This is a genomic window from Sediminibacillus sp. JSM 1682029, from assembly GCF_041366435.1.
GTDB classification, from domain to species: Bacteria; Bacillota; Bacilli; order Bacillales; family Amphibacillaceae; genus Sediminibacillus; species Sediminibacillus terrae.
In genome coordinates this window covers 238,391-264,586 of the sequence record NZ_JBEWYY010000007.1, presented here as the reverse complement: position 1 = coordinate 264,586, position 26,196 = coordinate 238,391, and the positions used below count along the sequence as shown (strand labels likewise).

At 45.6% G+C, this 26,196-nt stretch carries 20 protein-coding genes; 17 read left to right on the top strand and 3 right to left on the bottom strand.

Translation table 11 applies throughout. From position 1 onward, the window contains the following. Nucleotides 1-257: 257 nt before the first annotated feature. The 7 genes from ABVF09_RS13810 to ABVF09_RS13780 all read left to right on the top strand — a co-directional run bounded on the left by ABVF09_RS13810 (nucleotide 258) and on the right by ABVF09_RS13780 (nucleotide 8,115). A complete protein-coding gene (locus tag ABVF09_RS13810; protein ID WP_035427058.1) occupies nucleotides 258-1,097 on the top strand; it encodes a YitT family protein in 840 nt (279 codons plus the stop codon). Nucleotides 1,098-1,144: 47 nt separating this feature from the next. Then, nucleotides 1,145-1,513 (top strand): c-type cytochrome, encoded by a 369-nt coding sequence (locus ABVF09_RS13805; RefSeq protein ID WP_371069413.1) that lies wholly within the window; start codon nucleotides 1,145-1,147, stop codon nucleotides 1,511-1,513. A gap of 405 nt (nucleotides 1,514-1,918) precedes the next feature. Further along, the gene (gene ftsE / locus ABVF09_RS13800; RefSeq protein ID WP_026570955.1) at nucleotides 1,919-2,605 is read left to right on the top strand and encodes a cell division ATP-binding protein FtsE; all 687 of its coding nucleotides are present in this window, start codon (nucleotides 1,919-1,921) and stop codon (nucleotides 2,603-2,605) included. Further along, on the top strand, nucleotides 2,595-3,488 hold the full coding sequence (gene ftsX, locus ABVF09_RS13795) for a permease-like cell division protein FtsX (RefSeq protein ID WP_371069412.1): 894 nt from the start codon (nucleotides 2,595-2,597) through the stop codon (nucleotides 3,486-3,488). Before ftsE ends, ftsX begins: the two co-directional genes overlap by 11 nt. Before the next feature lie 65 nt (nucleotides 3,489-3,553). After that, nucleotides 3,554-4,963 (top strand): murein hydrolase activator EnvC family protein, encoded by a 1,410-nt coding sequence (locus tag ABVF09_RS13790; protein ID WP_371069411.1) that lies wholly within the window; start codon nucleotides 3,554-3,556, stop codon nucleotides 4,961-4,963. Nucleotides 4,964-5,160: 197 nt separating this feature from the next. Beyond that, complete coding sequence (locus ABVF09_RS13785) at nucleotides 5,161-6,645, top strand: S41 family peptidase (protein ID WP_026570952.1); 1,485 nt, start codon at nucleotides 5,161-5,163, stop codon at nucleotides 6,643-6,645. A 276-nt stretch (nucleotides 6,646-6,921) separates the two neighbouring features. Then, entirely contained in the window at nucleotides 6,922-8,115 is a 1,194-nt protein-coding gene (locus tag ABVF09_RS13780; RefSeq protein ID WP_371069416.1) for a PDZ domain-containing protein, read from the top strand. 506 nt (nucleotides 8,116-8,621) lie between these two features. Here ABVF09_RS13780 and ABVF09_RS13775 read toward each other — a convergent pair. Then, nucleotides 8,622-11,813 carry a DEAD/DEAH box helicase gene (locus ABVF09_RS13775; protein ID WP_371069410.1) on the bottom strand — a complete coding sequence of 1,064 codons (3,192 nt, stop codon included), beginning with the start codon at nucleotides 11,811-11,813 and terminating at the stop codon, nucleotides 8,622-8,624. A 169-nt stretch (nucleotides 11,814-11,982) separates the two neighbouring features. Here ABVF09_RS13775 and ABVF09_RS13770 point away from each other — a divergent pair, with 169 nt between their 5' ends. The 3 genes from ABVF09_RS13770 to ABVF09_RS13760 all read left to right on the top strand — a co-directional run bounded on the left by ABVF09_RS13770 (nucleotide 11,983) and on the right by ABVF09_RS13760 (nucleotide 15,297). Beyond that, nucleotides 11,983-12,543 carry an AAA family ATPase gene (locus tag ABVF09_RS13770; protein ID WP_153463227.1) on the top strand — a complete coding sequence of 187 codons (561 nt, stop codon included), beginning with the start codon at nucleotides 11,983-11,985 and terminating at the stop codon, nucleotides 12,541-12,543. Nucleotides 12,544-12,793: 250 nt separating this feature from the next. Continuing rightward, a complete protein-coding gene (locus tag ABVF09_RS13765; RefSeq protein WP_153463229.1) occupies nucleotides 12,794-14,383 on the top strand; it encodes a peptide chain release factor 3 in 1,590 nt (529 codons plus the stop codon). Nucleotides 14,384-14,922: 539 nt separating this feature from the next. After that, on the top strand, nucleotides 14,923-15,297 hold the full coding sequence (locus ABVF09_RS13760; protein ID WP_161993074.1) for a VOC family protein: 375 nt from the start codon (nucleotides 14,923-14,925) through the stop codon (nucleotides 15,295-15,297). Between the two features lie 157 nt (nucleotides 15,298-15,454). Here the strand turns inward: ABVF09_RS13760 and ABVF09_RS13755 are convergent, their stop codons facing one another. Continuing rightward, entirely contained in the window at nucleotides 15,455-16,228 is a 774-nt protein-coding gene (locus tag ABVF09_RS13755; RefSeq protein ID WP_371069409.1) for a FixH family protein, read from the bottom strand. A 288-nt stretch (nucleotides 16,229-16,516) separates the two neighbouring features. Between ABVF09_RS13755 and uvrB the strand changes: the two genes are divergently transcribed. Both uvrB and uvrA read left to right on the top strand, forming a co-directional pair. Beyond that, nucleotides 16,517-18,499, top strand: a complete 1,983-nt coding sequence (uvrB, locus tag ABVF09_RS13750) for an excinuclease ABC subunit UvrB (RefSeq protein ID WP_026772277.1) — start codon at nucleotides 16,517-16,519, stop codon at nucleotides 18,497-18,499. Between the two features lie 7 nt (nucleotides 18,500-18,506). Beyond that, on the top strand, nucleotides 18,507-21,383 hold the full coding sequence (gene uvrA, locus ABVF09_RS13745; protein ID WP_371069408.1) for an excinuclease ABC subunit UvrA: 2,877 nt from the start codon (nucleotides 18,507-18,509) through the stop codon (nucleotides 21,381-21,383). A gap of 490 nt (nucleotides 21,384-21,873) precedes the next feature. On the opposite strand, the gene cypC is transcribed toward uvrA, so the two are convergent. Next, a complete protein-coding gene (gene cypC / locus ABVF09_RS13740) occupies nucleotides 21,874-23,130 on the bottom strand; it encodes a CYP152 family fatty-acid peroxygenase CypC (protein WP_371069407.1) in 1,257 nt (418 codons plus the stop codon). 250 nt (nucleotides 23,131-23,380) lie between these two features. Here cypC and ABVF09_RS13735 point away from each other — a divergent pair, with 250 nt between their 5' ends. The 5 genes from ABVF09_RS13735 to ABVF09_RS13715 all read left to right on the top strand — a co-directional run bounded on the left by ABVF09_RS13735 (nucleotide 23,381) and on the right by ABVF09_RS13715 (nucleotide 26,191). Further along, a complete protein-coding gene (locus tag ABVF09_RS13735; protein ID WP_026570942.1) occupies nucleotides 23,381-23,734 on the top strand; it encodes a YojF family protein in 354 nt (117 codons plus the stop codon). Nucleotides 23,735-23,753: 19 nt separating this feature from the next. Then, the gene (gene bshB2 / locus ABVF09_RS13730) at nucleotides 23,754-24,422 is read left to right on the top strand and encodes a bacillithiol biosynthesis deacetylase BshB2 (protein WP_035427055.1); all 669 of its coding nucleotides are present in this window, start codon (nucleotides 23,754-23,756) and stop codon (nucleotides 24,420-24,422) included. Between the two features lie 102 nt (nucleotides 24,423-24,524). Further along, entirely contained in the window at nucleotides 24,525-25,616 is a 1,092-nt protein-coding gene (locus ABVF09_RS13725; RefSeq protein WP_153463239.1) for a DUF4097 family beta strand repeat-containing protein, read from the top strand. A 12-nt stretch (nucleotides 25,617-25,628) separates the two neighbouring features. Then, nucleotides 25,629-25,826 (top strand): PspC domain-containing protein, encoded by a 198-nt coding sequence (locus tag ABVF09_RS13720; RefSeq protein ID WP_026570940.1) that lies wholly within the window; start codon nucleotides 25,629-25,631, stop codon nucleotides 25,824-25,826. Then, nucleotides 25,826-26,191, top strand: coding sequence for a phage holin family protein (locus ABVF09_RS13715; protein ID WP_026570939.1), 366 nt, complete (start codon nucleotides 25,826-25,828; stop codon nucleotides 26,189-26,191). Before ABVF09_RS13720 ends, ABVF09_RS13715 begins: the two co-directional genes overlap by 1 nt. The last annotated feature ends 5 nt before the right edge of the window (nucleotides 26,192-26,196 follow it).

Here is a 26,196-nt window from a genome sequence, read left to right as displayed (position 1 = left end):
CTCCTTTGTAGAAGATTTGGGAACTAGTTAGGTCTTCTTCTACAATAGGAGCAATTTTTATTTTTGTAAACAGATTACATATTCTTTCATTAAAGTAAAGATAACCCATTAATGCAACGCTAGTGGGACTGTCCCCAAAGTCTTGTTACCGGCTTGCGGTCATGATATACTCCTTAAGGTTGGGTGGGGAAGGTTGTCCTTCTCTGCTATTTGATGAACGGGGTGTTATGATGATTGCGAAATATAGGCGGAATCCCATGCCGAAATGGCTGGTTCATGTAATTGAATATTCGATGGTGATTATCGGAGCGTTTTTTGTGGCGCTCGCTTTTAACGTTTTCCTTTTGCCTCATGATGTGGCATCAGGTGGAGTGGCGGGCATCAGTACGATAACAAAAGCATTGTTTGGCTGGGAACCTTCAGTAGTCCAGTGGGCGCTGAATATCCCGTTGTTTATTTCCGGGGTAATAATTCTTGGTAAAAATTTCGGCCTGAAGTCATTGGTCGGTACAATCGTGCTGCCGTTTTTCGTGTTTTTAACGAGAGATCTGCCGCCCGCAACACCGGATCCTTTGCTCGGATCTATATTTGGCGGGATGGGAGTCGGTCTCGGACTTGGTATAGTTTTCCGTGGCAAGGCATCTACTGGCGGAATCGATCTTGCCGCACAAATTCTCCATAAATTCACGCATCTCCCGCTCGGTGTCTGCGTGCCGATTTTTGATGGGATGATTGTGTTGACGGCTACCTTCGTTTTCTCTGTAGAAGAAGGGCTTTATGCATTGATCGGTTTGTTCGTTACCAGCAGGACGATTGATTTTGTCCAGGTTGGTTTGAATACGTCCAAAAATGTACTGATTATTACGGACCATACGGAAAATATCCGGCGGGCTTTGCTCCAAGACGTCGACAGAGGAGTCACCGTTTTAAATGGAACCGGCGGATATACAGAACAAGAACGGCGGATCGTCATGTGCGTGGTTGCGCAAAACGAATTCACGAAATTGACACAACTCGTAAAAAGGATTGATCCTCATGCGTTTGTCGTGGCCATGAATGCCACCGAAGTGCTTGGCGAGGGTTTTAAAACCCACTAGTTTGCTTATAATAGTAGATGACAACGTAGTAAATGGGGGAATAGATCTTGAAAAGAATTTTGTTTCTCTTTCTGCTCGCGGCAGCCTTCGTCATGAACGGATGTGGCGCGGGCGATCAAGCAGGGGAAGATGGACAATCTCCGTCGGAAGAACAGCAAACGGAAGAAAACACAGGTGACTCAGCAGGAACCGTCGATACTGCGGCAGCGGAAGAAGAGTACAAGAAAAGCTGTCAGTCGTGTCACGGTGCTGACTTGAGTGGAAACATCGGACCGGACCTCCGGGAAATAGGCAGCAAATATTCTCAAGAAGAAATACTGGAGATCATTGAAAAAGGCAAAGGTGGCATGCCGCCCGGACAAGCGACAGGAAAGGATGCAGAATTAATTTCCGCCTGGCTTGCTGAAAAAAAGTAAATTAACCGGTGACAGAAAAAAGATGTCCTCAAGCAGAGGGCATCTTTTTTTTGGCTGGGTTCCACCTCTTGTTGACGAAAAAACCTCCGGGTCATGGAAGCACTTTTGTCTTTTGGTTAAACAAAACAAGAAAGATGCCGATAAAAGGGAGGAAGTTGAATTTTTCTGGCAATCTTCATAGTCTATTCTTATAAACTGTCATTATTCCTGGCGGTTTACTATGTTATTGGCGTAATTTGTTGTGATATTGCTAACTTTGAAATATAAATGTAATAATTTTAGGGCTAAAAAAATCAATAAGAGATGTTATAATGTAAAAGAATTGCTGATTCGACAATATAATCAGCGTTGGCTAGCTAGAAAATTCAACAAGATATAACATATTGAGATAAAGGTGATAAATTTATGATAGATATGCAGGGAGTTTACAAGACTTACCCGAACGGCGTCACTGCCCTGAATGGTATTGATGTCCGCATCGAACAAGGTGAGTTTGTATATGTTGTCGGTCCGAGCGGCGCGGGAAAGTCTACATTCATCAAAATGATCTTCAGAGAAGAAAAACCAACAAAAGGGACTGTCATCGTGAATGACTACAAGCTTCATGATTTGAAGTGGAAAAAGGTTCCCTACTTAAGAAGAAACATTGGCGTAGTTTACCAGGATTTCAAATTACTCCCCAAAATGACAATCTTCGAAAATGTGGCTTTCGCACTGGAAGTAATCGAAGAAGGCCCGAAAGTGATTCGTAAGCGAGTAATGGAAGTGTTAGACCAAGTGGGTTTAAAAAACAAAGCTCGCTTCATCCCCGACGAACTATCCGGGGGAGAACAACAACGGGTGGCTATTGCCAGGGCGATTGTCAATCATCCTCAATTAGTTATCGCTGATGAACCGACCGGAAACCTGGATCCGGAAACATCATGGGAAATCATGAAAATCCTTGAAGAAATAAATGCATCAGGAACTACTATTCTAATGGCCACTCACAGCAAAGAGATTGTGAACACTATCAAGAAACGCGTAATTGCTATCGAAGACGGCATAGTGGTACGTGACGAACATCGGGGTGAATACGGCTATGAAATTTAATACATTCAAAAGACACCTTAGTGAAGGCGCCAAAAACATCCGCCGGAACGGCTGGATGACCGTAGCTTCAGTGGGGGCTGTGACCACCACTTTGATCCTGGTCGGAGCATTTCTGGCATTGATGCTTAACTTGAACCAGGTTGCCGGCAATATCGAAGAAGATGTCGAAATCAAGGCACTGGTCGAAGTTACTGCAGATGAAGCGCAAGTAGATGAGATCCGCCAAAAGATCGATGATATTCCGGAAGTTGCTAGTGTAGATTATTCCTCAAAAGAGGAAGAATTAAACGGCTTAATTGAAAGTATGGGAGAACAAGGGGAAACCTGGGAGATGTTTGAACAGGACAACCCGTTGAATGACGCATTTGTCATTAAAACGGATGATCCACTAGATACATTTGATGTAGCGTCGGAAATCGAAGGATTTGAAAATATCCAGGAAGTCAATTATGGAGAAGATGTTGTCCAGAATTTATTCCGTTTCAATAAATATGCAAGAAACATAGGATTAGCTTTGATCATCGGTTTGGTATTCACGGCAATCTTCCTTATCTCCAATACCATTAAAATCACCATTATGGCCCGCAGTAAGGAAATTGGCATCATGAAGCTCGTGGGAGCAACGAATGCATTTATCCGCTGGCCGTTTTTTATCGAAGGTTTGCTGCTCGGCATACTAGGAAGTGTGATTCCGATAGCAGTGATTATCTCAGGTTATTACTACCTTGACGCAAATGTAAGCCAATTGATAACATTTGATTTTGTCTCATTGATGCCTTTCAACCCGTTTGCCTGGCAGCTTTCCCTGATTATACTGGGAATCGGTGCCGTCATCGGAGTATGGGGCAGTGTCATGAGCGTACGGAAGTTCTTGAAGGTGTAGGCAGAGGATTTAGTCAACAATGAATAGACCAATCGCTAAATAGTATTAACAGGGGGAACTATAAAATGAATAAGAAAAAACCGGCTTATTTATTCATGATAACTGCATTATCATTAGGCACTGTGTTACCGGGTGTCAGCCAGGTGAAGGCAGATGAACTCGGCAATGTAAAAGATGAAATCAATTCATTGAAAGAAAAACAAGAGGATGTCAACAGCGAAAAAAGCGAAGTGAGCGGTAAAAAGTCCAATACAGAAGAAAAGATTGAAGAAAACAAAGAGAATCAGAACCAAGTAACAAATGAAATAGAGAAAATCGATCAGGAACTGTCCGATGCTCAAGATAAAATCGCGAGTAAGGAAGCAGAAATTAATACCACCAATCAGGAAATCGAGCAAACGACTGCTGAAATCGAAAAGACAAAGCAGGAGATTGAACAGCTGAAAGCAGATATCGAGGACTTGAAAGAACGGATTGCCAAGCGTGAGGATTTGTTGAAAAATCGTTTGCGCGCTATTCAAAAAAACGGTGGAGACATCAGCTATTTGGAAGTGTTGATGGGAGCCCAAAATTTCGGGGACTTCATCAATCGGGCAACTGCTGTAAATAAAATCATGGATCAAGATAAAGACATTATGGAAACCCATCGGGCAGAAAAGGCCGAATTGGAAGAGAAACAGGAAGAAGTAGTTTCCAAGAAAGAGCAGTTGGAAACCAAACAAGCCGAGCTTGAAGACAAGAAAAGCAGTTTGCAGCAGCAAAAACAGGAGCTTGAATCGCTGAAAGCCGACTTGAACCAAAAAATGGAGCAAAAGGAATCATATATGTCCGAGCTGGAAAACGAACAGCAAGAACTCGAAGAATATAAGATGTCCTTAGAGGAAGAACAGCAGTTGCTTGCAAGCCAGCAAAGCGCTATTCAAAAAGCAATCCAACAGGCGCAGTCTGAGCAGCAAAAACTGGAACAGATGGCAGCGGAGAAAAAACGTAAAGAAGAAGAAGCACGCAAAAAATCGGAAGCGTCCAATTCAAGCGGAAGCAGCAGTAGCAGCAAAGCTTCTTCCTCCCAACAATCCAGCGGCAATGGGTCTTTCATCCGCCCAGCCGAGGGAAGAAACACTTCTGGCTTAGGGCAGCGCTGGGGAACTTTCCATGCCGGAATCGATATTGCAAATGGAATCGGCACACCTGTCAAAGCAGCAGCAAATGGCGTAGTCATCCGGGCGTATCGTTCATCAAGTTACGGTAACTGTGTGTTTATCAGCCATTATATCAATGGACAAGTTTACACAACTGTATATGCTCATTTAAACAGTTACAACGTTTCAACCGGCCAATCTGTAACCCAGGGGCAACCAATCGGTCAAATGGGTAATACCGGTGATTCGACCGGCCCGCATTTGCATTTCGAACTGCACAAGGGTTCTTGGAATCTTTCGAAAAGTAACGCCGTAAATCCTTATAGTTACTTCTAAGTTTTCTACAGGCATGTTTGGGACAAGTCCCGCATATAACTGAATTAAGAAAAGGCATCGCACAGTCACGGTGTGATGCCTTTTTCTTACATCTTCATCCTTTTTGTCCAAAATTTCTCGACCAGCGATTGTTTCGTGTTAAAGTAGTAAGGAGAGACTTTGGCAGAAATAGAATCAAATCCATTGGAGTGAATACCATGAATCTCAAAAAACGCTACATAGCGGCGATTATGGCGGCTGCCCTCCTGCTTGGCGGTGTCGGGGCTTACTTTGGTGTCCAGCTTGCCCAGTCACAGGATTCCACTGCACAACAAGGCGGAGATGGTGGAACGTTCGCCGATTTAAGCGAAGAACAGCAGCAGGAGTTGATCGGGAACTCGCAAGGCAGCGAGGAACTCGCAAAAGTAAACAAGGCATTTAACCTGATCAAGGATAGCTATCTGGAAGATGTAGATGACAGCAAGCTGATCGAGGGTGCGATTCAGGGAATGATGGACAGCCTGGAAGATCCGTACAGTGTGTATATGGATCAGGAAACAGTCGAGGAGTTCAATCATTCGATTGAGTCATCTTTCGAAGGAATCGGGGCCGAAGTCAGCATGGTGGAAGGCAAGGTCACCGTCATCGCTCCAATCAAAGATTCGCCGGCAGAAGAAGCAGGATTAAAGCCGAATGACCAAATCTTGAAAGTCGATGGGGAAAGCGTAGAAGGGTTGGATCTTTATGATGCGGTTTCCAAAATCAGAGGAGAACAGGGTTCGAAAGTTTCCTTGGAAATCAATCGTCCAGGTGTTTCCGATCCTCTGAACATTGAACTGACAAGAGACGATATTCCATTGGAAACAGTTTATTCCGACACGAAAGAAGTAAATGGAAAAACAGCAGGCATCATTGAAATTACTTCCTTCTCAGAAGGGACTGCGAAACGATTCGATGAAGAGCTCGCTAAGTTGGAAGACAAGGGTATCGACGGATTGGTTATCGATGTCCGTGGAAATCCGGGCGGCTTGTTCACAGCTGTAGAGGATATCTTGAAAAACTTCATCCCGAAAGATACACCTTATGTACAAATAGAAGACCGCAATGGAGAAAAGTCCCGTTACTTCTCAGAGATTGATGAAAAGAAAGGTTATCCAATTAATGTCCTGATTGACGAGGGAAGTGCCTCCGCTTCGGAAATACTGGCAGGTGCGATGCAAGAAGCTGGCGATGCCGAACTAGTCGGTACAACCAGTTTTGGTAAAGGAACAGTTCAGCAGGCGATTCCGATGGGGGACGGCAGTACAATCAAAATGACATTGTTCAAATGGCTGACTCCGGAAGGGAACTGGATACACGAAAAAGGGATAGAACCTACCATTGAAGTCAAACAGCCAGATTACTTTTATACGAATCCGCTGCAAGTCGAGGAACCCCTCCAATTGAATCAAAACAATGATCAAGTGAAGAATGCTCAAATCATGTTGAGCGGACTCGGTTACGAGCCTGGAAACAAGGACGGGCTTTACGACCAGGAAACGGCAAATGCGGTCCAAAGCTATCAATCCGACAACAGTCTTGAAAGCACAGGGAAAATCGACGAACAGACAGCAAACAAACTACAGGCAGATATCATAGAAAAAATCAGAGAAGGCAGTAACGATAAACAAAAGGAAGAAGCTTTGCAAACACTGTTTCAATAGATAGATTTCACCCGTGGGCGATATCACCTACGGGTGTTTTTTTGGATAAGCACCCGCTGGGGTCAGTCCCCTGCCGGTTTAGATTGGTAAAGCGCTAATAAGGTGGGGGACTGACCCCAGCATAAGAAACTTTCTTATAGATCTGTTTCTGGATTGATAGTTTATAGGAGATGTTTCTTAATATTGCTGTCTAATGGGCATTTTCCTATGCTATAATATACATACTATATTTGACCGGTACGTCGTGGTTAGAGCGGGGAGGGGAATAGATTGGCAATGGATGCATGGTTGATAGAATTGGCAAAAGGGATCGGCAAGCTGTTTTTGAATCCGCTGCTGTATTGGTCGGTAATTTTGTTATTGCTGGCTTCGACACGTAGAATCAAGCAAGAACGAAGTCAATTTGGTTTGAAAATTTTCGATGCATTTTCTGAAGCTAAGCATACATGGCCTGTCAGCTTGATTGGCGGAATACTGCTTTCGATAGCTTTTGTCGGTGGCGGTGTAGTCCTCAGCTATCCTGTCATCATGTTATTGTCGGCGATGATGGTGCTGCTTTCTATTTCAGGACGATTCACCTTGCTATCGGCTGCTTATACTTTTGGATTTAGTTACTTGATTTTGTTGATCGCTCCCCCTATGATAGCGGAATACACAGATTTTCCCTTGACGACCGATTTGCAGTCACTGAATTTCACCGGACTTGTCCTGCTGCTCGCAGCCTTTTTACTAATGGAAGCCCTGTTATTGTTGCGAAGTACAAGCAGGGAGACTTATCCGGAACTGGTCAAAGGAAATCGTGGTAAGTGGGTGGGCCGTCATCGGTTGAAAAAACTGACTGTCATTCCGTTCTTCACCTTGGTCCCATCAGGCATGATCGAGCCGTTTGCGGACTGGTGGCCGTTTTTACATATCCAGGGTGAAAGTTTTGGCTTGGTTCTCCTGCCGCTCATGACAGGGTTCGAGCAAGTGGTGAAAGGAACAAACCCCGTGTATGCTGCCAAAAGAATCGGCAGATCAGTACTTATTTTGGCACTTTTCACCTTTGGTCTTGCCATCGGCAGTTACTTTTTACCGCTTCTCTCACTTGCTGCATTCGGAGTGGCTTTGGTGGGAAGGGAATGGATTTCCTTTCGTTTTCGAGAAAAGGATAAGCAGGAGCAGCCTTTCTTTCATCCTTCTGAAAAGGGTCTGCTGATCCTTGGCATCATTCCAGGTACACCGGCAGATCGACTCGGCATGCTTGTCGGTGAAAGAATCGAGCGGGTAAATGGACAGCAAATCAGCAATGAACAAGAGTTTTACAGTGCATTACAGCGAAATAGTGCTTTCTGTAAATTAGAGGTACGGGATGAACGGGGAGAAATTCGCTTTTTACAACGAGCAATGTATCAGGGTGACCCGCATGAGCTCGGAATCTTGTTCGCTAAAGAAGAATACCGCTTGCGCAAACAGGAAAAATCCGGTTGAAATTCGTGTCGTGAAAAAAGGACCCGCTCAGGGTTCCTTTTTTAATATCGGAAGCAAACACTTTGCTGCCTTTATATTTCAGTTGTTGATGCAAACTAGTGAAAATTCTCTTTTTATAAGGCTCTCACTCGTTCTATAGAAGATGAGCGTAAGTCCAGCATTGCGAAAAACACTCCCTTTCCAGCCTGTAGACTCCTAGAAAATACAAACCGATTTTCTTCGTGCGATGTCTTGTTGTCGCAGCTTCCCTTGGACTGCGATTACTCTTCCCACCGAAAGACACCTTTCCTGCGGGAAGAGAGGCTTCGCTGAGATCCCGTACATATGGCGCTAGCTCGAGGAAACTCGCCAGCCGCCCGTTAAAAGCGTAAGGTATTTCCGTAACGAGGGCTACTGCTCTAACTAGCCAAGGACAAAAGAAAGTCATAAGGAAAATAGGTTCTCGATTCATTATCAATAGTGAAAAAATATAAAAATCCCCAGGCCTAAACCAGCCTGGGGAATCGTTATACTTTCATCTGCAACAGCTCGCGCAGTTCCTGTTCCGACAGCTTCGATAGCATCGTCTCGCCAGGCTGGATGATTTGATCAACGAGTTCGCGCTTTTTCTGTTGTAGCTCGAATATTTTTTCTTCAATCGTACCTTCTGTTATCAATCGGACGACCTGGACTACTTTTTTCTGGCCGATCCGGTGGGCACGGCCGGCTGCCTGCTCTTCGACCGCCGGGTTCCACCACAAGTCATACAAGATGACGGTGTCTGCGCCGGTAAGATTCAAACCGGTTCCGCCTGCTTTCAGAGAAATCAGGAACACGGTCTTTTCTCCGTTATTGAACCGATCCACCATTTCCATCCGTTTTAAAGGCGGGGTGGAACCATCGAGGCAAAAGACGTCGATTCCTTGTTCTGTCAACTTTTTTTCTATGATGCCGAGCATCGATGAGAACTGGGAAAATACCAGCGCGCGTTTGCCGCTTTGCTGCAACTCCTGTACCGTTTCCAGCAGCTGTTCCAGCTTGCCTGATTTTCCATCATAGTTATCGAGGAACAGGGCGGGGTGACAACAGATCTGACGCAGTCTTGTCAGACCGGCCAAGATTTCCAGCTTCCCTTTGTCAAATCCTTTTTCCTCGATTGTTTCGGCCACCTGCTGTTGCATTTTTTCAAGATAAACCAAATACACCTGTTTTTGCTGCTTGGTAAGATCCGAGTATTGCACCGTTTCAATCTTGTCGGGAAGCTCCTCGAGAACATCGGTTTTTAGCCGTCGTAAAATGAACGGCCGGGTAATGCGGGCGATGTAGTCGTGTTCCAGGTTAAGGAACGCTTTTTTATTGACAAACAGTCCGGGCGAAATCGTATGGAAAATCGCCCACAACTCCTCTAAAGAATTCTCGATCGGTGTACCACTGAGGGCAAAACGTTTTCCAGCTTGAATCATCCTTGTGGCTTTCGCAGTTTGCGTCAAATGGTTTTTGATCGCCTGTGCTTCGTCCAATATAAAGTGATCAAAGACTGTATCCTCATAGAATCCAGTATCTTTACGCAACAGTGGATAAGAGGTCACATAAACATCGGCAGCGCTGTTTGAATTGATTATTTCCCGTCGTTGCTGTTTGGTGCCGGCAATAACCGCTACTTGAAGAGAAGGGGCGAATTTTTCAAACTCCTTCTGCCAGTTATATAGCAGGGAGGCGGGAGCCACTACGATACTTTTCATTGTTCCGTTGGTTTCTTTTTCCGACAACAAATAGGTGATTGTCTGGATGGTTTTCCCCAATCCCATATCGTCTGCCAATATACCGCCTAGATGATAGTGACTTAACGTTTTAAACCATCGATAACCAGTCAGCTGATAATCGCGCAATTCTGCTTCCAATTTTGCCGGCAGGGGAAAATCAAGTTCGCCGGGATTTTTCAGCTGGGCGAGCAACTGTTGAAAAGTTTCGCCATATTCGGCATGGTCATCATCCAAAGCTTCCTCAACTTGAAAACTGCGTGCCATGGGCACTTGGATTTTACCGTCCTCCACCTGGCTTTTTTGAAGCTGAAGCTTGTCGGCCAGCTGGCGGAAAGACTCGAATGATTCATCTTCGAGCGAGACCAATGCTCCTTCCGGGATTCGGTAATAACGCCGTTTTTCAATTAACGCCTGCATCAATTGCTGGACTTCCTCGGCTGAAATTCCTTCGACATCAAACTGGATATCAAGCATTCCGTCAAGACGGTTGACTTCAACAGAACTGGACATAACCGGCTCGCCTGTATTGATCAAAGACTTCACCCTGGAAGAAACATATACATCAGCCATTTCTCGTAATTGGGGAAGTGTTTCCTGCAGGAAGTGATAAATCGCATCGGTTTTAAACAATTGGTACATATCGTTTAAATAGACAAATTCCGCCTTTTCCAACAGGTTGATCAATGCCAATTCTTTGTCGGCTTCCCGTTTGATTACCTTTTCTGCCAGTCGATCTTCCTGATAAGGGTAAACGATGTCTTCCCCATAATGGAATTCCAGTTTTAATTGAAGCGAATCGGAAACTTCTTCAAGATAAACTTTCGGACGCAGCGGACTGGTGGTGATAGCCTTCTTTGTTTTTTCTGCATAATGCACCCGGCCGATTTTTTCCAGTTTGGGAACGACATTACTGACGAAGGAACTCATCTCTTTGCCGGCGATCTGTTGCTGTTTATCCGTCCTGTATGGAAGCAGGGCATACAGCTGGTCCATGATTGTATGTTGTTCCTTATCGAGCAGGTAAAAGGTTGCGTCAGAAAAAAGGCAGCCATAGTGTTGGAAGTACATATAATTCGCCAAATCGGAAATATCGATTTGAAAGGCTTCCTCGGCCTGTTTGTCTAGTTGGAAGCGGACAGGCTGAACGTTTTGCTCCACTTCGATCGGCATTTTCTCTTCTCTTACCTGATAATAACTGTCTGCCTCAGCCAGCAGCATGAGCATTTCCCCAGCAGAAGCCGGCGGCAGTATAATCGATCGTTTATCAGCTATAGGATTGGAAAAAGAATTTTCGTATAAAGCCTCATTGTCATAGGCGTCGATCAACTGGTCGATAATTGGTTGATCTTGCTCCCGGAAGACGTGGCTGCCGGGCTGATAGGTGAATGAAGGCGTTACTTTATAAGGAATCCCTCTTTTGATATGGGACAACAATTCCCGGATGTCTTTGATGACATACGTTCTGGATGTGCCCAGTCTCACTTCTGTTTCAAGGAAAAACGTAGAATTATGAGGATTCACTCTGCTTTGCAGGATGTATTCTACCTGCAACAGTTGCTTTTGTTTCGGCGTTTTTTCGGTGAATGCATCGATCATCCTCACAGAAAAGTCATAATCTGCTTGTTCAGCCGTGAAATCCTCCTGTCCGGACTCGGTACGGATTTTACTCCATGACTCCTGGCTGATTGCCAGCAAAACGGCGGCTATGTGCTTGCAGGTATAATGCGTCGCATAGGCCGGACAGTCACAGCTCCCTTCCAGATCATCATCATCGAAAAAGAAAATACGGACATTGTACGTTTCCGTTCCGCGGACTTGGCCGCGCCAGGCATTGATCGTAGGATTGTAGGTGATTCCATGCACCCGGCCCTTCTGATAATAATCCCGGCCCCTTTTATAAAAACGTTCGCCGGTGATTTTCACGATGTCTTGTTTGTCTAAAAAAAACGTTCGCAACTCTATCTCATCCCTTGTTGAAAAACATAGTCATCTCTCTATTATAACAGAGGCAGCAAGCTGTGGGATGAAGGAATGCAGAGAAAAATCCGTCAAATTCGTGGAAGGCATCCTTTCAGATTTGTGTTAGGATTAGAAAAAACGATACAGCAGCATAGGGGGAGAGGGCATGAAATTCATTCTGTTATACGGTCCGCAAGCTGTCGGGAAAATGACCGTCGGGCAGGAACTCGAAAAATTGACTGGATTGAAGTTGTTCCATAATCATATGACTATCGATTTGGTCCATCATTTTTTTGATTTTGACTCGGAGTCGTTCCAGCGTCTTGTCAATCTGTTTCGTCATGAAATCTTCGAAGAGGTAGCGAAAAGTGATTTGCCCGGGATGATTTTCACCTACGTGTGGGCATTCGACGAGCAGGAGGACTGGGATTTCGTCGAAAAAATCTGTGAGACGTTCAAATCCGAGGGAGCAGAAATAATGTTTGTGGAACTGGAAGCGCCATTGTCAACTAGGTTGGAACGCAATGTATCCACGCACCGCCTCGCACAAAAACCGACGAAACGGGATTTGAAACAGTCAGAAAGCAATTTGCGCCTGACGCACGAACAGCATCGTTTGAACTCTGAGCCAGGCGAAATGACACGGAAACCTTACCTGCGAATCGATAATTCGGAACAGACAGCAGCACAAACAGCATTGTTGATCAAGGATGCGTTCGGTTTATAATTTGCGGCTTTCGATAGGTTAGTGAATGAATTGCAATTTTCTGGTTGATAAACAGCAGTCAAATTAGCTATGATAGTAAAGGATTAAAAATTTTTCTCCCGAAGGGGAGTCGTTCGCTCGAAGCAGAGATTTTGACGCACCTGTCAATGGCAGGTGCATTTTAGATAAAGGAGAATCATCCAATGTAAACATAAATCCCTTGCTGTACAGAAACTTAATACCAATCAATCTATATGAAAGGGATTTTTATATGTCTATTAAAGAAGAAGTGAACAAGCGGAAAACCTTTGCGATTATTTCCCACCCCGATGCCGGTAAAACAACCTTGACCGAGAAGCTTTTGTTATTCGGGAACCTGATTCGGTCGGCGGGTACAGTCAAAGGGAAAAAGTCCGGGAAATTTGCTACATCGGACTGGATGGAAATCGAGAAACAGCGGGGGATTTCCGTCACCTCCAGTGTCATGAATTTTCCTTACAAAGGGCATCAAGTGAATATTTTGGATACCCCTGGTCACGAGGACTTCAGTGAAGATACGTACCGGACGTTGACTGCGGTCGACAGTGTGGTGATGATCATAGATGCCACGAAAGGGATCGAGGCGCAGACAATCAAGCTTTTCAAAGTTTGCCGGATGCGTGGCATTCCGATTTTTACCTTCATCAACAAGCTGGACCGGGAAGGCCGTGAACCACTTGAATTGATGGAAGAGATCGAGGAAGTACTCGATATCGAAACCTATCCGATGAACTGGCCGGTAGGAATGGGGAAACGATTCTTGGGGATTTTCGACCGGCACGGCGAGCAATTCGTCCGGTTTAACGGCAATGAAGAGGAAAGCTATATACCATATGCCGATCTCGACAAGGCGGAATATGCTGATTTGGTAAATGATGCAACTTATAAAGAAACGGAAGATGAGCTTGCACTGCTGGATGAAGCAGGTGATCAATTTTCGCTTGACGCCGTGTTGAGAGGCGAGCAGACTCCGATCTTTTTCGGTAGTGCACTTGCCCCGTTCGGCGTACAGACTTTTTTTGATACTTTCATTTCCATGGCACCGGCTCCGACAGCACGAAAGTCGACCGAAGGATTAATCAGCCCGGATAACCCTGATTTTTCCGGTTTTGTTTTCAAAATCCAGGCAAACATGAATCCGGCGCACCGTGACCGGGTTGCCTTTCTGCGCGTATGCTCCGGAAAGTTCGAACGGGGAATGAGCGTCAAGCTGGCAAGGACCGATAAGCCGATCAAACTGGCTCAGTCCCAACAATTCGTCGCCTCTTCGCGAGATACGGTGGAAGAAGCGTATGCCGGGGATATTATCGGCATTTATGATCCGAACGCTTACCGGATCGGCGATACGTTGATAGAAGGCAAAGAGTCGTTTGAATATGATGAGTTGCCACAGTTCCCTCCAGAACTGTTTAAAAAAGTCTCCGCCAAAAACGTCATGAAGGCGAAGCAGTTCAAAAAAGGCATTGAGCAGTTGGTTCAAGAAGGCGCCATCCAGTTGTTCCGAGGCGTCAATGATGAATCTTATATCATCGGAGCCGTCGGTGAACTGCAGTACGAAGTGTTCGATTACCGGATGAAAAACGAGTACAATGTCGAGGTTATGCTGGAATCGATCGGAGAGCGGATTCCGCGCTGGCTCAAGGAAGAACAAGTCGACCGTTCGATGTTCGATGAGCGCAACCTGCTTGTGAAAGATCGTGAGGGAGAGTATCTCGCTTTGTTCAAGAACGATTTTTCACTGCGCTGGTTCCAGGATAAACACCAGGATATCGAACTCATTGATTTGTTTGAAGTGAACCAATACGATCAGAGCTATCAATAAACTGCAACATAAAACAAAGGTGCCTTTTCCAAAAAAAACCGAACGATTCGTTCGGTTTTTTTTTGATGAGCAGAAAGCAAACCGTTCTACCCTTCTCCTATGAGAAGTGCAACTTTCCACTCCGGCAAGGTGATCTGGTGTGATTTCAGTTTTGCTCCTTACCATTACTGGTAGGAAGATAAGCCAATGTAAACCAGGATTATTTCTTTGCCCTTTTTTTGTTGTTGGTCGAACCCTTCAATTTCAGTGGAAAAACCCCCCTATTTTAGCCACTACTTAGTACTTATCAGTTAATAGAAGCATAAGGTTCTTCTATTCATCTTATCTTTATCCGGTTGGAACCAAACCGCGAAAATATAGCGAAGGCAAGATACGGAGACTCCAACGGGAACAGCACGAGCTGAAAATCCCGCAAAGAAGAGGAATTAATTGGCATTTTGTGTTAGGATAACTTTCATAGAATGCATTATCATATTGTCTACCCTATTCTACTTATGTAGAGTAGAAGCGTTTCAGAAGAAGGAGAGGAGATGGTTAGAATGGCAGAGTTCAAAATCAAAAAACTGAATACGATCGTAGTCCCTGTAAAGGACTTAGATAGGTCCAGGACATTTTACAAAGATGTTTTACATCTTCCGGAAGACTTTGTCGAGAATGGAATGGCTTTTTATTCCGTTGGAACGGGGGACGGAAAAGTCACGGTGTTATTACATCTCATCGATGAACCGGAACCAGTGGAAAAAGGTATCGTGATCGAGTTTGAGGTAGATGACGTGAACAAAACGGTCATTTCCATAAAAGAAGCAGGTGGACAAATTATCCAGGAACCGATAGACCGTGAATGGGGAGTGAAGGAGGCAGTCATCGCCGATCCCGACGGCTATAACATTTGGATAGTAGAGCCTTTGGTATAGGTGAATTTATTCGAGGACAACTTGGTTTGGTCTTGTAGTTGGTCGTGATATTCAGGGAAGCTTCTATGAAATCACGTCATCCTATCGACAAATAAGAGAGGAGCCGAATCATCAAAAGAAAAGGCTCCTCTATCTTATGGACGTTGCCACGATATTTTTATTCTTCCACCCCTAGTGTGGTCTCTTCATGTGTATGCAACTCTTCTTTTTTTACGTGGATGGTGATGTCATGCTCACCACTGTGTGCAAAGGTGACTTTGCCGGCATACATACCGTTGTCCCCTTCTGTCAAATTGACCCATTGAGGATCCTCTTCCGGATCATGATAGATTTCCAGTGTGACATTGGCGCCAGTCAACGGCTCGTCCTCCTGGTTGATGCTTACCGTCACTTCGCTTTCCTCATGAACGGTCAGGGAATCCGGAGCATGGAGTTCGACAGCTAAATCATCATGGTGATGATGGTTGCTGTCATCTTCTCCTGCAGTTTCATCGTCCCCGTGGCTATGTCCTTCTTCTGCATCTTCGTCTTTTGCATCACCAATAACAATCGATTTTTTCGGCATGATATGCATTTGCCGAGCAGTGACATGGGACTGAACGATAAAGGTACCGTCCGCGTCAAATTTCTTTTCTATTCCATAGACACCGTCTTCCTGGTATTCCGCTTCGATCATTTCACTGTCGTCTTTTGCGCCTTCCTGCCATATTTCAAATTCTACTTCATCGGCATCGCCGACATTTTCTCCACCTTGTGTTACTTTTGCGGTCATGCTGACGGCTTCACCGCTGTCTGCATGTTCTGGGACTTGCAAATCTACTTCGAGGGGTTGTGGTTCGCTGTTTTCATCGCCAGAACCCTTGTTATCGGATTGTCCGCAGGCAGCAAGACCAAAAAGCATGATGACAAGGAAAAATAAAATTCGTTTCATTCTCAAACTTCATCCTTTCTCGCTAATAAGCGCTCCTATCTCAGATTATAGGCAATTGCCAGTAATACTACAATGCTTGTAGATGACTACTTTGTGAACACTGCCATGTGTCAATCATTTTTCTATAAACCTTGAAAAGAACGTGTTAAACTGTCTTCGTGCCGGCAACCGGCATTCATTAGAAGAAAAAAGCTGCATAAGTCGAATGTTTGTTCGGTTTTGTGTTAATATAGTAATACAATGTGATAAAATAGTTCAGGAATAGAAAGAACGGAGGTTGGTTCGATCGTGGAAAATAAATTCGACCTTGTTGCCCAGTATCAGCCTGAGGGAGATCAGCCGAGAGCAATAGATGAACTGGTGGACGGTCTGAAAAAAGGGAAGAAGCATCAGACGCTTCTTGGAGCTACGGGGACAGGCAAAACGTTCACGATGTCGAATGTCATTAAAGAAATTAATCGCCCGACGCTGGTGATTGCGCACAATAAAACACTGGCAGGTCAGCTGTACAGTGAATTCAAAGAATTTTTTCCGGATAATGCCGTAGAGTATTTCGTCAGTTATTATGATTACTATCAACCGGAAGCATACGTTCCGTCGACGGACACGTTTATCGAAAAAGACGCGAGCATCAACGATGAAATCGATAAATTGCGCCACTCGGCAACATCTGCATTGTTTGAACGCAATGATGTCCTGATTGTCGCCAGCGTATCATGCATCTATGGGTTGGGTTCTCCGGAAGAATACCGCAGCCAGGTGCTCTCGCTCCGGACCGGAATGGAAAAAGACCGGGATCAGCTGTTGCGTGACTTGGTCGATATCCAGTATGCCCGCAATGATATTGATTTCCAACGCGGCACGTTCCGCGTCCGCGGTGACTCGGTGGAAATCATTCCAGCTTCCCGGGAGGAGCATTGCCTGCGCATCGAATTTTTCGGGGACGAAATCGACCGGATCCGGGAAGTCGATGCTTTGACCGGCGAGATTATCGGCGATCGGGAGCATATTGCGATTTTCCCGGCTTCCCACTTCGTCACCCGTGAAGAAAATTTAAAAAAAGCGATAAAAAATATCGAACAGGAGCTTAATGAACGGGTAAAAGAGTTGAAGGACCAAAACAAGCTGCTGGAAGCACAGCGCATCGAACAGCGGACCAATTATGATTTGGAAATGATGAATGAAATGGGCTTTTGTTCGGGAATCGAAAACTATTCCCGTCATTTGACTTTCCGCGAACCAGGATCGACACCATATACGCTGATCGATTATTTCCCGGATGATTTTCTTATCGTGGTGGATGAGTCCCACGTCACCCTGCCGCAAATTCGCGGAATGTACAATGGTGACCAGGCGAGAAAACAAGTGTTGGTTGACCATGGTTTCCGGTTGCCATCCGCTATGGACAACCGTCCGCTGACATTCAGTGAATTCGAAAAGAAAATCAACCAGATGGTTTATGTATCGGCGACTCCTGGCCCTTATGAGTTGGAGCATACACCAAAAATGACCGAGCAAATCATCCGTCCGACCGGCTTGTTGGATCCGGAAGTCGAAGTCCGTCCGATTGAAGGGCAGATCGACGATTTAATCGGAGAAATCAACAAACGGATCGAGCGAAATGAGCGTGTATTGGTAACCACGCTGACTAAAAAAATGTCAGAGGACTTAACCGATTACCTGAAGGAAATCGGCATCAAAGTAGCTTATTTGCATTCTGAAATCAAAACGCTGGAAAGAATCGAGATTATCCGGGACCTGCGGGTGGGTAAATATGATGTATTAGTAGGAATCAACCTGCTTCGTGAAGGACTCGATATTCCTGAAGTTTCCCTCGTGACGATATTGGATGCGGATAAAGAAGGCTTCCTGCGTTCCGAGCGCTCCCTGATTCAGACAATGGGAAGAGCGGCACGTAACGAAAACGGCCGTGTCATCATGTATGCCGATAAAGTTACTGATTCGATGGAAAAGGCAATCGATGAAACCAACCGTCGTCGTGTAAAACAACAGGCTTATAATGAAGAACACGGCATTACACCGAAGACCATCAAAAAGGATGTCCGCGATGTGATCCGCGCAACTGTGGCAGCCGAAGAAACAGAAGAGTATAAATCTGAACAACCAAAGCTGTCGGAGATGACCAAGAAGGAACGGGAGAAAGTGATCGAGGATATGGAAAAAGAAATGAAACAGGCGGCAAGGGACCTGAACTTCGAACGGGCCGCCGAGCTGCGTGACTTGGTTTTGGAACTTAAAGCGGAAGGATGACCTAGGAATGGCAAAAAAATCGATAACGATTAAAGGGGCACGCGCCCATAATTTAAAAAACGTGGATGTGGACATACCGAAAGATCAGTTGGTCGTGTTGACCGGCCTGTCGGGATCCGGTAAATCATCTCTGGCATTCGATACGATTTATGCAGAAGGCCAGCGCCGTTATGTCGAGTCGCTTTCGGCCTATGCCCGCCAGTTTCTCGGCCAGATGGACAAACCGGATGTCGATGCGATAGAAGGACTTTCGCCGGCAATCTCGATCGACCAGAAAACAACAAGCAAGAACCCGCGGTCCACTGTCGGAACTGTCACGGAGATTTATGATTATCTCCGCTTGTTGTTTGCCCGTGTCGGCCATCCGACTTGTCCGATTCATGGGATAGAAATAACATCGCAAACGGTGCAGCAAATGGTGGATCGGATCCTCGAATATCCGGAAAGAACCAAACTGCAAATCCTGGCACCGGTCGTTTCCGGCCGTAAAGGGGAACACGTGAAGGTGCTGGAGGACTTGAAAAAAGAAGGCTATATCCGGGTCAGGGTAGACGGCGACATGTATGAGATTACCGATGAAATCAAACTGGAAAAAAACAAAAAGCATTCCATCGAAGTGGTTGTCGACCGGATCGTTGTCAAAGAAGGCGTCTCCGGGCGTTTGTCTGACTCGTTGGAAACGGCGCTTGGACTTGGTGACGGAAATGTGATTGTCGACGTTATCGGAGAAGAAGAGTTACTGTTCAGTGAGCATCATGCATGCCCGATCTGCGGATTTTCCATCGGAGAATTGGAGCCGCGGCTGTTTTCCTTCAATAGTCCGTTCGGCGCTTGTGAACGCTGTGATGGATTGGGCACGCAGCTGGAGGTCGATGTTGATTTGGTGATGCCCGACCGAAGTCTGTCCTTGAGAGAAGGAGCGATTGCTGCTTGGGAACCGACGAGTTCACAATACTACCCGAAGCTGTTGGAAAGTGTCTGCAACCATTTCGGCATTGATATGGATGTTCCGGTCAAACAGCTTTCAAAACGGCAGATGGATAAAATTTTGCACGGAAGCGGCAAGGAAAAAATCCATTTCCGCTATGAAAACGATTTTGGACGGGTTAGGGAAAATGATATTTATTTTGAAGGCGTTTTGAAAAATATCGCTCGTCGTTACCGGGAAACGACTTCCGATTTCATTCGCGAACAGATGGAAAAATACATGACCCAGAAGCCTTGTCCGAAGTGTGACGGTTACCGTCTCAAAGACGAAGCGCTGGCTGTTTTGGTCAATGGGCTTCATGTAGGCAAGGTGACGGAAATGTCGGTGACCGAAGCTTTTCAATTTTTTGAGTCAGTCGAATTGTCTGAGAAGGAAGAGCAGATCGCCCGGATGATTTTAAAGGAAATTTGCGACAGACTGACCTTCCTGAACAATGTCGGACTCGATTATTTGACATTGGCCCGTTCTGCCGGCACGTTGTCTGGAGGGGAAGCCCAGCGGATTCGGCTGGCGACACAAATCGGTTCTGCCCTGACAGGTGTGTTGTATGTATTGGATGAGCCATCGATTGGTCTGCATCAGCGTGACAACGATCGTTTGATCGGAACCTTGAAACGGATGCGCGACCTTGGCAATACGCTGATCGTGGTAGAGCATGATGAAGATACCATGTATGCTGCAGACTGGTTGATCGATATCGGGCCTGGAGCCGGAGAGCACGGCGGGCAAATCGTATCTAGTGGTACGCCGAAGCAGGTCATGAAGGACAAAAACTCTTTGACCGGTCAATATTTGTCCGGCAAGAAGTTCATTCCGCTTCCGCAAGAACGCCGAAAGCCGGATAATCGGGCAATTGAGGTACTCGGGGCAGAGGAAAACAACCTGAAAAAAGTGGATGCAAAAATTCCGCTCGGGTTGTTTACTGCAGTCACTGGTGTTTCGGGATCCGGCAAAAGTACGCTGATCAATGAAATACTGCATAAATCCCTTTCGATGCAGCTGCACCGGGGTAAACAAAAACCTGGCAAGCATAAAACAATCAAAGGAATCGAACATTTGGATAAAGTGATCGATATCGACCAGTCTCCGATAGGTAGGACCCCGCGTTCCAATCCGGCGACTTATACTGGTGTTTTCGACGATATCCGTGATGTTTTTGCCCAGACGAACGAAGCAAAAATCCGCGGTTACAAAAAAGGCAGGTTCAGCTTCAATGTGAAAGGCGGTCGCTGTGAAGCCTGCCGTGGCGATGGGATCATCAAAATCGAAATGCACTTTTTGCCGGATGTGTACGTTCCTTGCGAAGTATGTCATGGGAAACGGTATAATCGCGAGACGTTGGAAGTGAAGTACAAAGGAAAAAATATCGCCGACGTATTGGACATGACCATTGAGGAGTCGCTTGATTTCTTCGCCAATATCCCGAAAATCCAGCGCAAGCTGCAGACCATATTCGATGTCGGTCTTGGCTATGTCCGGCTTGGACAGCCTGCGACCACCTTATCAGGCGGCGAGGCACAGCGTGTCAAACTGGCCAGCGAACTTCACCGTCGCTCGAATGGCAAGTCCTTTTACATTTTGGACGAGCCGACAACCGGTTTGCATGTGGATGATATATCGCGGCTGTTGGAAGTGCTGCAACGGTTGGTCAACAACGGAGATACCGTGCTGATCATTGAGCATAACCTGGATGTCATCAAGGCGGCAGACAACATTATTGATCTTGGACCGGAAGGCGGCGACCGTGGCGGTCAGATCATTGCAACGGGTACGCCGGAACAAGTGGCAGACTCACCGCAGTCATATACCGGAAAATACCTGAAACCGGTTTTGGAAAGAGATCGTCAACGCATGGCCGATAAAGTCAAGCAACAGGAAAAAGTAGGTTCCAAGTAACAGGAAAACAAAACCGTCTTGGTTGAAAGACGGTTTTGTGCTTGTGTAGAAAATGATAAATTTAACTGTATGTGGACAATGATTGACTGAGACAGCCACGTCCAGCTCCAGCGCCTACCCCCTCGAGGTCTTAAGCCCACCCTCTGTGTGGCAAAAAACGCCACGCCGAGGCAGTTCTTAAGCTTGGCGGGGGTGAGCAAGGCGCTTGCGCTTTTGTTCGTCCAGCTCCAGCGCCTACCCCCTGCCCACCCTCTGTGTGGCAAAAGGCGCCACGGCGAGGCTGTTCTTAAGCTTGTCGGAGGCCGCCCACACGATGTGTGTCAGGCGTTGCCACAGAACGTGGCGGCTTTAGAAGCTTAAAAGGAACATAAAACTAAAAACCGAGCGATTCTACTAGAACTTGTAGAATTCGCTCGGTTTTTTTGCTTTGGTGTCGATGCTTTTGTACCGGCAGCCTTTTGTTATGTTGGATGTGCACGCTATGAGCAAGTCATAACTTTTTTACATCGGTAAGCTTTATACCGCTTTTAGGAATGCTTGGGATTGAAACCATACTGAAGCTTAAATCTTGCACTGGGACATGATAATCCAATCTATTAACCATATAATCAAGCACTACCTTCATTACTTGGATCGTTACCCATTCCCCAGCGCAGCGGTGACCGAGATAATGGTCCCCTCCACCTTGAGGAATAAAGTCGAAAGGACTTCCTTGCCATTCAGTAAAACGCTCCGGATAGAACGTATCGGGATTATCCCATAAGTGAACATCATGGTTTGTCCCGTATAAGTCAAGCAGCGTCAACGTCCCCTTTTTAAAGTGGTAGCCATGCCATGTGAAATCCTCTTTTACACGTGCTCCGGCAAACGGAAAAAACGGGTAGTAACGTCTTACTTCCTGTACAAATTGCCGGTAGTAATCCTGGCCGGTTTCTTTCAGTTTGCTTGCTTGACCAGGAAACTGATGTAAGGCAAGGGTTGTAAAACTTATATAGATGGCAATCGCCACAATCGGTCTGAGGATGTTAAGTAACTCTACTGCTGCTACGCGAGGTTCCAATAAATTTCCTTGTAAGTCCCGATGCCAAGCCATGGTGTATAATGCCGTATCTTCCTTTGGCATTCTTTCTTGCCTTCTGACTTGCTCGATCAAATCCATCATCCAACTTTCCGACCGTTTTCGAGCATTTTTCCCTTTTTGATAGCGGACACCCATCGAAACGGAGGATTCGATGATGGTACTTAGATCCTCTGCCCGTTTTTCCACTTCTGAAGCCCAAAGCGGAACGCCAGCCCATTCACAGGCCACCCGGGTCATCAGTTTTTTTGCTTCTTGGTATACACGGATCGAGTTTCTTTTTTCCCAATCCGCCGCCATTAAGTCGAGGTGTTTGTAGGTGATTTCATGAAGCAGTTCCAATCGTTCCTTCGACATCAGCGACATGAACATTTGTTTCCGGTGCCGGTGTTCTTCCCCGTCCAATGTTTGGACGCCGTTTTCTCCAAACAGCGTTTTTTGAACCCTTTTCGGTGCTGCACCGCTCCTTATGAATTTCGTATGGTCATAAAAAACTTCCGCTGCATCTTTACCACCCATACAAATCGCTCTTTGTCCGAGTAAACGAGTCTCGAACAGGTTACGCTGTAAGCTGTGTCGTCTGTTCGGGATGTACATGTACCCTTCCCGCAGCAAATCCAAGCTATGGTCGATACCCGTTTCTTTAGGGAATTCCTGTTGAACTACCATGGTTACACTCCTTCCAACATGTTTACCGCTAGTTTTAAAGCTTCACTTACATTTCTAGCCTTTTCAGCTTGTTTTAAACATATATTTCCTTCTGATCGGCATCACTTGGAGTAGTGGAATGCTGCTTCCTTGTAAGGTATTACGAATATATTTAGAGATTAGGAAGGTCCAATCAGCTAAATGCTTTGACGCTTCAGCCGATTTTGGGTAAGGTAAAAATAGTATTCGGTGAAGGAAGGGAAAGTGGGAAATGGAACCTATTCATATAGAAGAAGTACAAAAGCAACTGGACCGTCTGGCCAATAAGGAAGTATATGTCCATTTGGAAACGACCAACGGTGCCTATGCCAGCCATTTTAATGAAAATGCCTATAATGTCGGTGCATTTATCCGAAATGCGAAAGTGAATTATCTGCACGGGAAAATCGTCGGAGACAATGGTACATACCGTGTCGGCTTGAAATTGGATATCGGATGGGTTTATGCAGAAGGAGTCAATCAATGGGAGCTTGATGAACAAGATAGATTATTGATGGCGGGCCATGATCGGGAAGGACGCCTGATGGTCGCTTTGGAAATCAGTGAGCAGCCGTTTAAAAATTAGTTAGGGAGAGATGATCGCTTTGGAAAAACATGTAGTAGTCATATATCCGCACCCGGATGACGAAGCATTCGGTGCTTCTGGTACAATCACCCAATTCAGGCAAGAAGGGGTTCCGGTTACGTATTTATGCGGTACCCTGGGAGAAATGGGGCGCAACATGGGAAATCCGACATTTGCCAATCGGGAAACCTTGTCAGATTTCCGCAGAAAAGAACTGATCGATGCCTGCAACGTGATGGATGTCGAATTGCGCATGCTTGGTTATCGGGATAAGACCCTGGAATTTGAGTCCCGGGATGAAATAGCGAAACACTTGAAAAACATACTGGAAGAAATCGAACCAAGTCTGGTGATTACGCACTATCCGGGCCATGCCGTCCACCCGGACCACAATGCAATGGGAGCTGCAGCGATTGAGGCGGTAAAGCAGATGGATCCGGACAAGCGTCCAAAAGTATGGGCACAAGCAATAAGCCATGATCATGTGAAACTTTTCGGAGAGCCGGACGTAATAAATAATGTAAAACCCGTTTTTGATCAAAAAATGAAAACAATCATGGCGCACCGCTCGCAGGCGCAAGGAGTGTTAGGCAGCATGAATGGCAGTGCCGAAGCGGCAGCTGATCTGGAGGAAGTTGCCAAGGAACGGCTGGGCTACGAAAGTTTTTACACGTGGAATTTTGATTGAGGATTGGAAAAAAGCCGCTGAACTAAACTGTACCTGCAAGCGAGGTTTTACGTTTTAGTTGTAGCGGCTTTTTTTAGCAACTAACAAGGCAGGTGGAAAAAAGTGAAGGAAGAACGTAAAAAAATCTTGAAAATGGTAGAAGATGGACTGGTCAGTTCCGAAGAAGCAGAAGAGTTGCTCGATGCGCTCGAAGAAGCCGAACAAGCGGAACAACAACAAAACGCTGTTTCCACGAAAGTGAACTGGGAAGAGGGAAACCGTCAACAGCAATATAAAACAAAAGCAAGTAAGAAAACCAGTTTTTTCGGTTTTGTCGAAGAAGCATTTCAAAAAATCAAAAATGTCGATCTTGATTTTAACTTTGGGAAGTATTACGAGGTATCCCACATTTTTCACCATCACTCCGCTGTTTTCCAAGACATCGATATCGATGTCGCCAACGGAAATGTTACGATTCAGCCATGGAATGAAACCGATGTCCGGATTGAGTGCAATGCGAAAGTCTATCAGGTGGATAATCAGGAACAAGCCCGGGAAAAGTTTTATAAGGAAGCGGTTTTTCAGTTGGATGAGGAGCGTGTGCAGTTTTATTTGCCAAGTCAACAGGTAAAAACGGAAATCACCGTCAAAGTTCCAGAAAGGCACTACCGGAAAACAGTAGTCAAATTGTTTAATGGAAGCATTTATGGTGAAAAATTAAGCGTGGATCGGTTACACATCAAATCGACCAACGGCTCGATCAATTTGTCTGAAGGAAAGGGTGCCGTACTGGAAGCAGAAACTGCCAACGGTACAATCAATATCAGCGATTGCCGGTGGGAAGTGGCGGATATGGAGAGCATCAACGGAAAAATAAATGTCGAGGGCACCTTCGAGAAAATCGACGCACAGCTCGTCAATGGCAGTATTAGTTGCCTTTGGCAGGACGGCTTTCAACCGAAATCAGGGTTCTTCAAAACGACAACCGGCAGTGTCCGTCTGGTTTTACCGGACCGACTCCGCATCGACGGCAAAGCCGAAACCAAAATAGGAAACATTCATTGCGATTTGAATAATTATCAAGTAATCGAAGAAAAGAAAGAAATGATCAATCGTTCGCTGCACTTTGAAGTCAAGCACGAACAAGATATGGAGCCGTTTTACGTGGAAGCAGAAACGAAAACAGGGTCCGTGTGGATGTTACCGACCAAGTAGGAGGGATATTATATGTCCAGAAAGTTATACCGTTCCCGTACCGATCGGAAAATTTCCGGTGTGTTAGGAGGGCTGGCAGAATATGTGGATATCGACGCCACGCTGTTGCGGTTATTGTTCGTATTGATTTTTATATTTACAGGATTTTTCCCGCTCGGAATCCTCTATATCCTAGCAATATTCATCATGCCTAAGGAGCCGTTCGTCTGATGGTGAAGCGATGGCTGCTTTCCATTTTGCTGAATGCGGTGGCATTGATTGTCGTCGATCAGTTGTTTGCTGACTTTTACCTGGAGGGATTCGGAACAGCACTGTTGGCAAGTCTGATCTTGTCTATTTTGAATGTGATCGTCAAACCGATTTTAATTGTTTTTACGTTGCCGATTACGTTTTTGACGCTCGGGTTGTTTTTATTCGTCATCAATGCAATTACTTTGATGATTACCCAGGGGTTGATAGGCAGCTCGTTTGTAATTGATGGATTTGGGTTGGCGATTCTTGCAGCAATCATCCTGTCACTATTGAACTTGCTGCTCAACCGATTGATCAGGGACACAGTTGATTTGAATCGTTAAACAAA